4 protein-coding genes are annotated in these 15,264 nt (G+C 51.6%); all 4 read left to right on the forward strand.

All coding sequences use genetic code 11. The features are described 5' to 3' along the window. The first annotated feature begins 20 nt into the window (after window positions 1–20). From EL628_RS27245 to EL628_RS27260, 4 genes are read left to right on the forward strand one after another with little or no spacing between them, the layout of a single operon-like run. A complete protein-coding gene (locus EL628_RS27245) occupies window positions 21–4,622 on the forward strand; it encodes a non-ribosomal peptide synthetase (RefSeq protein WP_126583128.1) in 4,602 nt (1,533 codons plus the stop codon). A gap of 19 nt (window positions 4,623–4,641) precedes the next feature. Beyond that, a complete protein-coding gene (locus EL628_RS27250; protein ID WP_126583129.1) occupies window positions 4,642–7,683 on the forward strand; it encodes a type I polyketide synthase in 3,042 nt (1,013 codons plus the stop codon). A gap of 46 nt (window positions 7,684–7,729) precedes the next feature. After that, window positions 7,730–13,813: a non-ribosomal peptide synthetase gene (locus tag EL628_RS27255; protein ID WP_161975810.1), complete on the forward strand. Its 6,084-nt coding sequence runs from the start codon at window positions 7,730–7,732 to the stop codon at window positions 13,811–13,813. Then, the gene (locus EL628_RS27260; protein ID WP_126583131.1) at window positions 13,800–14,840 is read left to right on the forward strand and encodes a class I SAM-dependent methyltransferase; all 1,041 of its coding nucleotides are present in this window, start codon (window positions 13,800–13,802) and stop codon (window positions 14,838–14,840) included. The genes EL628_RS27255 and EL628_RS27260 overlap by 14 nt, the downstream gene beginning before the upstream one ends. The last annotated feature ends 424 nt before the right edge of the window (window positions 14,841–15,264 follow it).

A 15,264-nucleotide genomic window follows, 5' to 3' on the forward strand; every position in this document is an offset into this window, starting at 1 on the left:
CCTTGCAGAGGAGCATACATATGAGTGACGATCTTTCAAAACGTATCAGCTCTCTTTCACCCGAGAAGATTGCGCTACTGGCACGCCAGATTAGTAGCCAGAAAAAAGAGCTGCGACCAGAACCATTGCCACGGGACACAAATAGATTCCCTGTATCCTTCGCGCAACAACGTCTCTGGTTTCTTGATCGACTGGTTCCTAATAATTCAGTCTATAATGTTCCCGCAGCGCTTCACATGACTGGAGAGCTGCATATTCAGGCGCTTACAGATAGTATCACGACGATCATTCGTAGACATGAGGTATTACGCACAACCTTCACTTCTATAAAAGGGGAGCCACAGCAGGTTATTGCCTCTAAAGAGACGGTTCCTGCTGTGCCATTAATCGTCGTCTCGCTTGAACATTTTTCCCCGCCAGAACGCAAAACCGTCTCTCGTCAATTCATCGATGCTTTTCTCGAACTCCCTTTTGATCTTTCTTCGGGACCATTGCTCCGCATTGCCCTGCTGAAGTTGCAGCCAGAAGAGCATATCTTATTGCTCAGCATGCATCACATTGTCTCCGATGGCTGGTCGATTGGGATCTTCATTCGTGAATTAACCACATGTTATGAACATTTTGCACGCGGGACCACTCCACACTTGCCTGCTCTACCGCTGCAATATGCCGATTTTGCTGTCTGGCAGCGCTCCTGGCTTCAGGACAATGTATTGGAAAGGCAGCTTGCCTATTGGCGCAAGGAGCTTGCAGGGGCTCCAACGATCCTTCATCTTCCCACGGATCACCCTCGGCCCGCGATACAGACATTCAAGGGCACGAAATATTTTTTCTCAGTAGAGCTGCCGATACTTGAACAGCTGAAGCAGATCAGTCGTCTAGAAAATACGACTCTTTTTATGACGCTCCTCGCTCTCTTTGCAGTTCTGCTTGCTCGCTATACCGATCAGGAGACTATTCTCCTGGGTTCAGGGGTCGCCAATCGCAATCGCGAAGAGATCGAAGGATTGATTGGTTTCTTTGTGAATACACTTCTGGTGCGCGTAGATCTCACTGGGAATCCAGGCACCAGGCAGCTCCTCCAGCGCGTCCGAACTGCAACTTTAGGTGCCTATGCCAATCAGGATCTCCCCTTTGAAAAAATCGTTGCAGAGCTTCACCCTGCACGTGATATGAGCCGCATGCCTCTCTGCCAGGTTGCATTTATTCTCCAAAATGCGCCACGAGCGGCCATCTCATTGGCAGGGCTAGAGCTCAGCCCGGTCGAAATATCCAGTAACACCACAAAATTTGACCTCACCCTTGATACGGTAGAGACGCCATCAGGCTTAAAATGCTGCTTTGAATATAGTACTGATCTGTTTGAAGCGACCACAATCGAGCGTTTATCCCAACACTGGCTGCTTCTCCTTAAGGCAGCCGTTGCCGTCCCAGATCAGCCCATTCATTATCTGGAGCTCTTATCTCCTCAGGAGCGCTCGCTCCTCATTGATACCTGGAATCGGCCAGGGGCTGAACTGTTGCCCGAGGCCCTCTGCGCAGCACACACACGTTTCGAGGAGCAGGTGCAACAGCAGCCAGATGCCATTGCTGCTGTCTATCTGGATCAACACATTTCCTATCAGGCATTCAATAAACGCGCCAATCAGCTTGCCCATTATCTTGAGCAGCGAGGGGTCGGGCCCGAAGTCTTTGTCGGCGTCTATATGGAAAAATCTTTAGAGATGCTGATCTCTATTCTGGCGATCCTCAAAGCTAATGGAGTGTATGTTCCGATTGATCCTTCCTATCCCCCGGCTCGTCTTCAGTACATTCTTGCAGATGCACAGTTACACATTGTACTGACCAATAGTAGCCTGTCAGCGACTATTGCTGACCATGAAAGAGCCATCATCTGTCTCGATACAGAAAAGGAGCGCATTGAGGGTGAGGAGAGCGACAATATTCGGAGAAGAACCTCTCCTCAAAGTAGTTGTTACGTTATTTATACGTCTGGCTCAACAGGCCTGCCAAAGGCGGTACTACTCCACCATGCCGGACTATGTCATCTTGTTGCAGGCCAGATCCAGGCCCTTGGCCTCTCGACCAGCGATCATATCATCCAGCTCGCATCCTTCAGCTTTGATGCCTCTGTCTCCGAAATATTTATCACCCTGGGGGCTGGCGCAACCCTCTATCTTGCACATCAGGAACAGCTTCTGCTGGAATCAGCAATGGCAACCTTTGTCCAGACGCGGGGCATCACTACGTTAACAATCTCGCCATCGGTGCTCGCCACGTTCTCGCAGGAGGCATTTCAATCGCTCAGAGCCCTGATATCTGCGGGTGAGCCCTGTCCCCCTGCACTGGCTGCATACTGGTCGCGCCATTGTGCCTTCTTCAATGCCTATGGTCCAACGGAGGGCACCGTCTGTGCCACTATGACGCAATATCATCCTGCGATGGGGAAGCCAGCCATTGGAAGACCACTGCCCCATGTCACAACCTATGTGCTTGATGCATATATGCAACCAGTTCCCGTCGGTGTTCCTGGTGAACTTTACATTGGAGGTGCGGGGCTGGCTCATGGCTATCTTCATCGCCCTGACTCGACTGCTGCACGCTTCAGGCCTCATCCCTTTAGCCACCTGCCCGGTGAGCGATTATACAAAACAGGTGATCTCGTACGATATCTGCCCGATGGCAACCTGGAGTATCTGGAGCGGATGGATCAACAGGTAAAGATTCGTGGCATCCGTATTGAGCCGGGCGAGATCGAATATATCCTTAATCAACACCCCGCTGTTCAGCAGGCGGTTGTGATGAGCAAGGGCGAGACGGCAGAAGACAAACACATTGTTGCGTATCTGATTGCCTCGCCCGAGAACCATTCTCTCTCGGCAGCAGCGCAGGATCAGCAGCGCATCACAGATGCTGCTCAGGAGCAGGTGAGCCAATGGCAGCATGTCTTTGATCAGATCTTCCAGCGCCCCCATGAGGCCCTTGATCCAACATTCAATATTGGTGGCTGGAATAGTAGTTATACAGGTCAACCATTTTCGCCGGATGAAATGCATACATGGGTCGATACAACTGTACAACGGATCAAAGAGCTCCAACCCGAGCAGATCTATGAGATCGGTTGTGGAAGTGGCTTACTTCTCTTTCCACTATTGGAGAGCTGCGAGCGTTATGTCGGCTGCGATATTTCAGCCAACGCCCTCAACGTCTTGCGCCAGGGGCTACAGCATCAGGAGAGAGCCGATCGCGTTACGCTGCTCCAGCACGCCGCCGACGATTTCTCTGGTCGCGAGCCTGAAGAGTTTGATCTGGTCCTGTTAAACTCAGTGATCCAATACTTCCCCGATGTCTCATACCTGCTACAGATCTTACAGGGAGCCATTCAACTTGTCAGGCCAGGTGGACATATCTTTATCGGAGATGTTCGCTCGCTCTCACTCCTTGAAGCATTTCATACGTCGGTAGAATTAGAACGCACGCCCACGACATTGCCCTTAGAGCAACTGACCAGAGCCATCCAGCGCCGTCTTGCCCAGGAGACCGAACTGGCGGTCGATCCTGCCTTCTTCTCCGCGCTGGCAAGGTATTCATCGGCCATTACCGGTGTCACCATCCAGATGAAACGCGGCTCTCATAACGAACTGACGACCTTTCGCTACGATGTGGTGCTCCATATTGGTCAACAACCACCCGATCATAGGATAGCTATTCGCTGGCATGATTGGCCCGGTTCCTGGGCAGATCTGCAACAACGCATCAGAGAAAATTCAGAGCCTCTGATTGCCTGGCGTGGGATACCAAATAAACGCACACTTCAGGCCTCACAGTCCGTCCATCTGCTTCATACTGAGCCAGATCGCTTTCCAACCATTCTGGATTTACGCCGCGCATTGGCCGATCAACAACAAGCCGCAATTGATCCTGAAGAGATCTGGCAATTCGCTGATCGCCTGGGCTATCAGGCCCATATCCAATGGTCAGCAGGGAGAGATGATGGAAGCTTTGATGTCCTTTTATCGAAAACATCGTCAGCACCACATGTGTCTGCCCCATATATCCAATGGTTTCGCACACAGGATGGTGAAGAACCTGACTGGAGATCCTATACCAATGTGCCATTACAGGAGCAGCAGAAGCAGCAATTGATCTCGCACGTGACGGCATTTGTGCAGGAACGTCTCCCCAGACATATGGTGCCAGCGACGTACATCGTGCTCAAACATCTCCCCCTCACCCCTCATGGCAAAGTTGATCGTCATGCGCTCCTCGCGCTGGGCCAGACACGCATGACGCCAATCATACCCTATATCGCTCCACGCACAGAGATAGAGCAGACCATTGCTGACATCTGGCGCGAGATCCTCCAGATTGAAAAAGTTGGCGTGGATGACAATTTCTTCGATCTGGGCGGACATTCGTTGCGCATGGCTCAATTGCACAATCGACTCCTGACCGCATTTGAGAAAAAGATTACACTCATAGATCTCTTTCAATACCCTACCTTACGCACACAGGCTCAATACTTTGCGCACAAACAGCCTCAGAACGCGGCTCAACAACGTGGGCAGATACGAGCGCAAAATCGGCGGGGTCTTCAGCAACGCAGAACAGACAAGCGATAAGACGCAAGAGAGGATTGTGATGAACAGAACAACGCTACCAGAAAATGCAATTGCTATTATTGGCATGTCGGGTCGTTTTCCAGGTGCACGAACAATTGAAGAGTTTTGGGACAACTTGCAGGCTGGCCGTGAATCGATTACCTTTTTTAGTGAAGAAGAGCTACGAGCCTCTGGCATCAGCCCAACTCTGATTGCTCATCCAGATTATGTTCCTGCCAAGGGAACTATGGATGATATAGACCTCTTTGACGCTGATTTCTTCGGCTTTACCCCCAAAGAAGCCGAAATTACCGATCCTCAGCAACGGATCTTTCTGGAAAGCTGCTGGAATGCGCTAGAAAATGCTGGCTATGATCCCTACACCTTCCAGGACTCGATTGGCGTGTATGCTGGCAGTGGCGGCAGCACCTATCTCCTGGTCAATATTGCCTCGCGGCCTGACCTTCTTACTGCGGTCAACGGCTTTCAACTGATGATTGGCAATGATAAAGATTTTTTGGCGACGCGTGTCTCCTATAAACTCAATCTGAGAGGCCCCAGTATTACCATCCAGACGGCCTGCTCAACCTCACTGGTCGCTGTGCATCTGGCCTGCGAGAGCCTGCTGAGGGGAGAATGCGATATGGCGCTCGCGGGTGGGGTCAGTATTAGTATCCCCAATCAAGCGGGCTATCTCTACCAGGAGGGGGCATTCAATTCTCCCGATGGTCATTGCAGGGCCTTTGATAGCGAGGGAAAGGGCTTTGTCAGTGGCAGCGGCGTTGGCGTAGTCGTATTAAAACGTCTGGAACAGGCCATTGAGGATGGTGATCATATCTATGCGCTTCTGCGAGGAACGGCGGTCAACAATGATGGAGCATTGAAGGTTGGGTATACCGCTCCCAGTATTGAGGGCCAGACGCAGGTTATCTCTGAAGCACTGAGTATCGCTTCGGTGCCGCCCGAATCCATTGGTTATGTCGAGGCTCATGGGACGGGGACGGTGCTGGGTGATCCGATTGAAATTTCCGCTCTCACCCAGGCCTTTCATAGCGAGGATGAAATACGCAATTACTGTGCCATCGGGTCAGTGAAAACCAATGTTGGGCATTTAGGAGCCGCCGCTGGCGTAACCGGTCTGATCAAAACAGTCCTGTCTTTGACGCATAAACAGATACCACCAAGTCTCCATTTCAACCAGCCAAATCCTCAGATCAACTTTGCGCAGAGCCCATTTTATGTGAATACGACCCTTAAACGATGGGAGCAACCTGCTGGCCCGCTACGCGCAGGAGTCAGTTCTTTAGGCATTGGTGGCACCAATGCCCATGCGATCCTCGAAGAAGCTCCACAGGATCTCCCTGAAGCTCCTGATCTCGATCGACCATACCATCTTTTGGCGCTTTCCGCCAGAACTCCTGAAGCATTAGAACGCCTCTCATTGAATCTTGCTACCTATTGCACAGGAAAATCTGCTGCCCCTCTCTCTTCAATAGCCTATACATTGCACGCGGGTCGCCACGCCTTCCCTTATCGCCGAACGATTGTCTGCCGGGACGTTCAGGAAGCAATCCAGAGGCTTGCGCCTTCCTCCTCACAAGCTGCGATTGCCCCTGCACAGAATGCGTACAGCCGGATTGTATTTCTTTTTCCCGGAGGGGGGGCCCAATATACACATATGGCTCGCAATCTTTACCAGCATGAGCCATTCTTCAGAGAACTTGTCGATCTCTGTTCAAGTTTGCTTGCACAGAGTCTCCAGCTTGATATCCGTCGTATTCTTTTTCCCACCACTGAACAACACGACTCTGCCACCCAACAATTGATGTCATCCATCATTGGACAGCCCGCCCTGTTTATCATCGAATATGCTCTGGCACGCCTGTTAATGGAGTGGGGGATTCAGCCGGAAGCTCTGTTCGGCTATAGCCTTGGAGAGTATGTCGCCGCCTGCCTGGCAGGCGTCTTGACGCTGAAGGAGGCTCTGGCTCTGGTTGGGATGAGGGGAAAACTGATCCAACAGCTTCCTCATGGGAATATGCTCGCCGTTGCACTGCCGGAAGCAGAGGTTTATGCGCTGGTGGATGCGGAACTTTCACTGGCGGCGGTCAATGGTCCTTCTCTCTGTGTTCTGGCGGGCACACCAGAGCGCATTGAACGGCTCAATAAAGAGCTTTCAACAAGAGGCGTGCAGACGCGGCTTCTTCATGTTTCACATGCTTACCACTCTTCTCTGTTAGAGCCTATTCTACAACCGTTTCACGACTATGTGGCACGCCTGCCCCTGAAGTCTCCCTCTATTCCCTACCTCTCAAGTCTTACAGGCAGGTGGATTACGAGTGAGCAAGCAACGGACCCCACCTACTGGACAAATCATCTCCGCTATACGGTGCGCTTCCCGGAGGCAATTCAAGAGCTTTTCCAACAGGATGGGCAGGTTCTCTTTGAAGTAGGGCCTGGCAATACCTTAAGCATCCTTGCTCGCCAGTATCAGAACGCGGAGAGCGCACAACAGACCATCCTCTCGACGCTCCGTTCGCCGCGCCAGGAGCTCCTCAATGACGAAGAGATCTTGCTTTCGGCCCTGGGAAAGTTCTGGGCAGGGGGTGGAGTCATCGATTGGAAGGCCTTTTATAAGGGTCGGACGGTACGCCGTACTCCGCTTCCAACCTATCCATTTGACTATCAATCTTATTGGGTGAATTATGCAGCAATGGTGGAGGATCTGCGACTACCAAAAGAGCCAGCCGTTGCGCCTATTGCACCGCAGAGCCTGCTCTTACAGGAGGATGAGGAGGGCGATACGCGCTCACAGCTCGAGGATGATGATCTGATCCGAACAATCTGCGCGGTCTGGCAGGAGGTTCTGGGTATCCCGAATATACAACCGACGAACGACTTCTTTTCCCTTGGCGGGAACTCCGTCATCGCCACGCAACTCATCGCCCGGCTGCGGGATCTCTTTCCAATTGAACTTCCGTTAAGTGTGCTCTTTGATGCTTCAACAGTCACCGCCCTGGCCGGTGTGATTGAGGACAAACTGATTGAAAGCCTGGAGACGGCCCCGGAAGAACGCGTCTAACCGTTCTTGAGATCATCACGACTTGAAGAAGAAGAGGAGACCTATCTTGTCACCATCAGAACATCGTTTACAACGAAGAACGGAACTCTCAGCAGAGAAACAGGCACAGCTTGCACGTTTAAAACAGGGCATACGACGTGCTCCCACTGAGGGAGAGCGCATTATTCCCCGCCATCAGCGCGTTGCAGAGCTCTCCTTTGCCCAGCAACGGCTCTGGTTCCTCAATGAACTCCTTACTGATAGCTCAGCTTACACGGTCTCAATCGCCCTTCGCGCCACTGGATATCTCCACGCTGCGGCGTTTGAGAGAAGCCTGGCTGAATTGATACGTCGTCATGAGAGCTTACGTACGACCTTTCCGCTGGAGAATGGTACGCCGGTACAACACATTGCGCCCACCCAGCCCACGCCTTTGCGCTTTCTTGATCTACGAGCTCTGCCTTTATCGCCACGAGAAGAAACGTTACAGCAGATCATCCAGACAGAGACTGCACGTCCGTTTCAGCTAGCACAGGGCCCTCTCTTCAGGGCTTTGCTTATCTATCTCAGCGCAAATGAATATGCCATCCATATCACTATGCATCACATTATCTCTGATACATGGTCTATTAGTATCTTCATTCGTGAGTTAACCTTGCTCTATGAGGCGTTTATTCATGATCAGCCTTCACCCCTTCTGGATCTCCCCATTCACTATGCTGATTTCGCCTTCTGGCAGCGAGAGCGCTTACATGATCAGGCACATAATCAGCAGTTGATCTACTGGAAGAAGCAGCTCTCTGGAATACCAGCCTCGCTCGAGCTTCCCTTCGATTACGCTCGCCCAACGCAGCAATTAACGCGGGGAGCTCGCGAGATCTCGTATCTCCCCAAAGAGTTGGTAGATCAGGTCCGTCAATTGAGTCAACAAGAAAATGTCACCGTCTTTATGACCCTGCTCAGTGCCTTTGCCCTTCTTCTTGCACGTCACTCCCAACAAGATGAGATCGTTATTGGCACGCCGATTGCTGGCCGAACCCAGAAAGAGCTCGAAGGAATTATCGGGTGCTTTATCAACACGTTGGTTCTGCGCGTTGATCTCACTGGCGATCCCACGTTCCAACAGCTTCTTGCTCGTGTCCGCACGACCACGCTTGATGCCTATCAGAATCAGGATATCCCCTTCGAACTTCTGGTTGAAGCACTTCAGCCAGAGCGTGCAACCAATCGAACCCCTCTTTTCCAGGTGATGATGACGTTCCAGAATGTCCCTTCCACGACCTTACAGATGACCGATATTGCATTCAAGCCGCTTCTGGGTGCCTACACTCAGACTGCAAAATTTGATCTCTGGCTCTCGCTCTCAGAGGGTGCAGAAGGCATTCAGGCCACCTTCGAATATAGTACAGACCTGTTTCGGGCCGAAACCATTCAAGCCTTCATTCAACGCTTCCACTTTCTGCTGGCGACGCTGGTGGCGCGACCAGAGCAGCGCATCAGTCAGTACCGGGTGTTACAGGACGCCGAAAGAGAGCGCGTCCTCACACAATGGAATCAGACGAACTATGACTATCAGCTCAACCACCTCTGCCTGGCCTGCCTGTTACGTGAACAGGCCTTACAAACTCCCGATGCTCCAGCGGTGAGCTTTCAAAATCAGACATTGACCTATCAGTGTCTGCTCGATAGGATTGATCAACTGGTAGATCGCTTACACCAGTTGGGGGTGGGAGCGGAAGATGTTGTGGCCGTCTATCTCCCTCGTAGCCTGGAGCTCATCCTGGCCCTGCACGCCATTATTCATGCAGGTGCGGCCTATCTACCGCTTGATCCAGGTCTTCCATCTGAACGTTTACGCTTCCTGGTGCAGCAGAGCCGCCCTTCGCTTCTCTTGACCACAAGTGCACTCACCAGGACGTTACAGACCCATCTCGCGGCGGATTTGCTCCCCTCTCTCTGTCTGGACACCCTTCCCAGAACAAGCTCAACACCATCACGGGGACCCTGCACTATTCAACCAGCCTCGCTCTGCTATGTGCTCTACACCTCTGGTTCGACTGGTCGGCCTAAAGGCGTTATGATCCCCCATCAGGGGATTGTCAATCGCCTCCTCTGGATGCAACAAACCTATGCGTTAAGCCAGAGTGATCGGGTGCTCCAAAAGACGCCTGCAACCTTTGATGTCTCTGTCTGGGAGCTCTTCTGGCCTTTGCTTGTTGGGGCATGCCTGGTCATTGCTGAACCAGAGGGTCATCGCGATCCAGAGTATCTCCTCCATATCCTGGCAGAACAGGCTATCAGTACGACTCATTTTGTGCCCACAATGCTTCAAGAATGGCTCACCCTGTTGAACGCTTCTGGCAGGGCACAGGTGCAATTACCAGCGCTCCAACGCATCATCTGTAGCGGTGAGGAGCTCCCCTATACGATGTTGATCCAGGCGCAGCAACGGTTCCCATCTGTACAGATTGCCAATCTGTATGGTCCTACCGAGGCGTCGGTCGATGTCAGCTACTGGCATGCTGGCGGCCATGCAGATCGACAACGCGTCCCTATCGGCAGACCGATTGCCAATCTCCAACTCTATGTTGTGGATGGAAACCTTGAACCAGTTCCCATCGGCGTGGTGGGAGAGCTCTACATCTCAGGCATTGGTCTGGGGCGAGGCTATCTCAACAGGCCCGATCTCACCGCCGATCGCTTTATCCCCGATAGTTGGAGCAAGCAACCAGGATCACGTACGTATCGCACAGGAGATCTGGTCAGACGACTGGCGGGAGGAGAGCTTGAATATGTCGGTCGCGTCGATCAGCAGATCAAAATACGAGGCGTTCGCATTGAATTAGGAGAGATTGAGAATGTCCTCCGGCAGGCACCTCTGATTATGGATGCGGTCGCGGTTGTCGCCAGTGACCCGGATGAATATAAGCAACTCTATGGATATCTTGTGCCAGCCCCGGCGCTAGAGACGCTCTCTGATCTCACGAAGGTCATCTCTACTCATCAACAATCTGGTGAGTGGACAGAAGAGATGAGTGCCTTGTGGTCTGAGCAGCGAGCGGATACAGCGACAAGCTGGCACGAGAGTGAAGAGCATCGTGCGTTACCGGGTGAAGAGCTACAGGCCTGGATCGCTATGACGGTGGCCCATATTCGCGCCTTCCATCCTCAGAAGATCCTTGAAATTGGATGCGGCAACGGCTCGCTCCTCCTTCCTTTGCTTGCACACTGTCAGCACTATGTGGGAAGCGATAGCTCTCCGCAAACGCTCCATCTCTTACAACAGGAGATCCAACACCAGGGTCGCGAGGCTCAGGTGCAGCTCCTGGCGCGTCCAGCCGATGATTTCTCCGGGCTCATTCCGGGCGAGTTTGATACTGTTGTGCTGAATTCAGTGCTCCAATATTTTCCGGATCTGGCTTATCTGCTCACTGTTTTAGAGCATGCCATCAGCCTTGTACAGCCGGGCGGACAGATCTTCCTGGGTGATATTCGCTCACTTCCTTTGCTCGAGGCGTTCTACGCTGCACGAGAATTGGAGCAGAGCCCTGCAGGTACTACGGCGCACCAATTTCAGCTCCAGATTCAACAATGGGTGAAGCAGGAAAAAGAGCTCGTCTTCGATCCGCTCTTCTTTTATGCCTTAACCCGGCATTTCGCTGCTATTCGCAAAGTGGATATCCATGTCAAGCGAGGCTATCTCAACACTATTACAGCCTTCCGCTATGACGTTGTCCTGCACATTGGAGCCGAGTCTCTCCCCGCCAGTTCTCAGGAGATCACCTGGCTTGATTGGCAAACGATTGGCATGTCGTTAACACGGCTACAGGCGCTTGTCACAGAAAGTCGGCCCAACCTGCTGGCATTTACAGGCATTCCCAACGCACGGGTCCTCTCGGCGACACGTCTTGTGACACAGCTCGAGGCTGAACCAGCACGCCCATTGACCTCTATCCGTCATGAACTTCTCTGTCAGGCCTTCCATCTGGAAGGGATAGAGCCAGAGGACCTGTGGATTCTCGCGCGCCGAAATGGCTACCAGATGGATCTTCGCTGGACTCCTCAGAGAAAGGATGGCAGCTTTGATCTGCTCCTCTGGAGAGAGCAGGCTCTGGATCAATCGCGCCCACTTCCCCTTTCCAAACAGTATCAATCCTTTGCTCCTCTGGAAAGCTATGTCAACAATCCAATCAAGATACGACGAGAGCAGCTGTTACTTGCCATGGTGCGTACCTATGCTCGCCAATATCTTACTGACTATATGGTGCCTTCAGCCCTCTTTCTCATTGAGAAGATACCAACAACTGCTAGCGGCAAAGTCGATCGGAAAGCGCTTCCAGTACCATCATCGCTCCCTCTCGCCAGAGCAGAAAATATTGTCAAGCCGCGCACTCCCCTGGAAAGAACGCTGGCTCAGCTCTGGGCACAGGTGCTTAAGCTTGAACAGGTGGGGATTCATAATAACTTCTTTGAGATTGGGGGCGACTCCATTCGCTGCATCCAGATCGTCTCGCGCTTACGCGATCTAGGCGTGGAGATACCCATATCCTATATGTTCCAATACCAGACTATTAGCGAGCTGGCAACCATGATTGAACCGGTGCAGCCGCTTATCCCAGCCGCTGAAGAGAACCCATCACAAACCCCTCAATCGCTCACTCAGATCACATTGGAACACACAGCCACAGCCACAGCCAGCCAGCCACTCACTCAGATCACATTGGAGCCCACAGCCACAGCTACAGACGACCAGACGCTTACGCTGCACCAGTATGAGCAGATTGCGCAGGCTTACCCTGATGCCGAGATGATCTATCCATTGACACCGATGCAGCGCAACATGTTGCATTGGCGACTGAACTATTCTCGACCGGGCCTGTATGTCACCGATCTCTGTCTGCCTCTCAAAGATAGCTATCTCAACCTTCCAGCACTTGAACAAGCCTGGCAACAAACAATTGCAGATATCCCCGTCTTGCGTACAACGTTTGTCTGGGAAGAGCTACAGGAGCCCCTTCAGATTGTTCATACGCAGGCTCAATTCGCTATCGAAGTGAAAGATTGGCAACATCTGCCAGAGCAAGAACAGAAGGAGCAGCTCGAAACGCTCATCCAGTCCGTACGAGCGGAAAACTTTACGCTAACGCACACCCCACAGATGAGAGTGATCTTGATACGCACTGATTCCCAGACCTATCAATGGTACTGGTGCTTCAACTATATGCTTCAGGATGGCTGGAGTTATTCATTGATCATGAAAAAGTTCTTCGCTTACTATCATGATCTGTGCGAGGGAAAAGCGATCGTGCCCAGCAAAGAGCAGCAGAAGCCCTATCGCGACTTTATTGCCTGGCTTCAACACCAGGATCATCAGAAGATACGCGAGTTCTGGTGCTCCATGCTGGCCAATGTACAAGAGCCATTCACTTTTGCTGACAAAATCAGCTATCGTCCCTCGACACTGACAGGCTACACAAAACAGGAACGACTCCTTACCGTGGCAACGACAAATGCCCTCTACCTGTTAACGCGCCAGAATCATCTGACGCTAAATACCCTGGTACAAGGAGCATGGGGGCTCTTATTAAGCGTTTATAGTCAGCAGGAGCAGGTTCTGTTCGGCTCGATTGTCTCAGGGAGGCCAGCAGAGATAGCCGGAGTAGAATACATGATTGGTTTTTTCAATCATCTCTCTCCCGTATGGCTACAGATAGAGCGCGATCAATCGTTACTGACCTGGTTAAAGAGTCATCAAGACAGGCAGTTTGCGGCACACCAGTTTGAGCATGTCGCATTAATCGACCTGCAACGATGGCTCCAGCTCCCTGAACATATTCCCCTGTTTGATAGCTATGTTGTCTTTGAAAATTTCCCGCGAGATGAATCGGTTGCCAGACACATGACGCAGTGGAGTACCGGTCTTGCAAAAGCACTGGCTCAGACAGAACAGGCGTTAAGAATTGAGGTCTTGCCAATTCCTACCATGTACCTGTCTATGTCCTATTCACGCAGCATCTTTAATGATGAATGTATTGCCCACTTATTACAGCAACTTCAGAGAGTATTAGAGCTCATGATCTCTCATATCGAGTTGCCCATTTCCACCGTCCTATCCCATCTGGAAAAGGAGCGAACCTATGTCAATGAATAACCTTCCGATCTTCGCCACATTCTCAGAAAGATTATCGCAGCAACGTATTCTACACCTTGAACACTTACAGAGCATCTCTCCAACGCTCTACAACTGCATTGATCTTGAAAAAATACCGGCAGCTGATGCGCTTTATGAGGCAACGGAAACGGTTGATTTCCGTCCGGAGGCACAGGGAGGTCGGGGAGAGTCCTATCGACTGGCACAGAAAAATCCCCATGTGCGTCTGGTAGGGATTCATCAACTCTTTCAGCTGGCAAGTCCAGACAACTCTATTCACAGTTTCCCCCCCAACTATACCATCCTTGATGTCCTTGGTGGTGATGGGACATTATTTCGCGCACTTGCCAGCCTTCTACCCTCGCACCAGATGCCAGCTATCCTTACAAGCGATATAGATGAAGGGATGGTTCAATCCTCCTGTCAGTACGGACTGGCCAGTATCAGACAATCAGCACAACATCTGGTCATTAAAGATGACAGCTTTGACGCTGTGATCATTGCCTATGGCAGCCATCATATTCCACAAGAACAACGCCTACAGGTCTGCAAAGAAGCCTGGCGTATCTTAAAGCCTGGAGGAAAATTTATCCTCCATGATTTTGAGCAGGCGTCTCCCGTTGCGCAATGGTTCGAGCAGGTTGTCCATCCCTATTCAGTCATGGGGCACGACTATGCCCATTTCACCAGAGCCGAGATCACTGGCTATCTGCAACAGGCTGGCTTTCACACGTTTGACGTTCATTATATGTATGACCCTTTTATTTTAAAGGGAGATTCTGCGGCACAGGTGAAGGATATCCTGGGGCAGCATCTCTTCAATATGTATGGGCTGGTTGGCATTGAACAACCATTTCAAGAGACGGCGTATCATCTCGCCAGACACTATTTCCAGTATGACTATACGGCTCTTGCTCTCCCCTCTACCTTTGGGAGATCAGAGGTATCGATCTATGAAACGGAGCAGGGCTGGCAGATCGAAATGCCTCGAGTTGCGCTGGTGGGATTGGCACAAAAAGCGTTCTGACAAGAGATTACATCATACCGCAAATGACCTCTGACTGATGGCACTTTGACATCACAGGTTCACACAGTATTTTTCAATGATGACAAACGTGCCCATCGGTTTCCTCATACCCTCAGTTGAGATCTCAACTGGGTATGGTTTGTTGGGCACGCTTTCCTCCCTCTCGTTTCTGTCTCTCCTTGTCGCCGGGTGGGAGGTGTGATCGGCTTCAGTCTCCCACGGCCACACGTGACCTCCTTCTGTACGTTCGTCCTTCTTCTCCTGCTGTTCTACTCTCGGCCTGATCCTCTCCGTCCTGGCCCTGCTCGACTCCATCAATCAGGGCAAAGAAAAACACCCTTGAGAACAGATCTCCTGGGTGTCTTTGTTCAAACCCGCCTGGGCCCCGCTGATCATTTCGCTTCATGCAAAGTGGAATTGCGAA

Origin of the sequence: Tengunoibacter tsumagoiensis (assembly GCF_003967535.1) — a bacterium.
GTDB lineage: Bacteria > Chloroflexota > Ktedonobacteria > Ktedonobacterales > Ktedonobacteraceae > Tengunoibacter > Tengunoibacter tsumagoiensis.

Excerpts from the sequence above, each read along its gene's own strand:
- EL628_RS27250 (WP_126583129.1), top strand. The coding sequence starts at position 4,642 with ATGAACAGAACAACGCTACCAGAAAATGCAATTGCTATTATTGGCATG.
- EL628_RS27245 (WP_126583128.1), top strand. The coding sequence starts at position 21 with ATGAGTGACGATCTTTCAAAACGTATCAGCTCTCTTTCACCCGAGAAG.
- EL628_RS27260 (WP_126583131.1), top strand. The coding sequence starts at position 13,800 with ATGTCAATGAATAACCTTCCGATCTTCGCCACATTCTCAGAAAGATTA.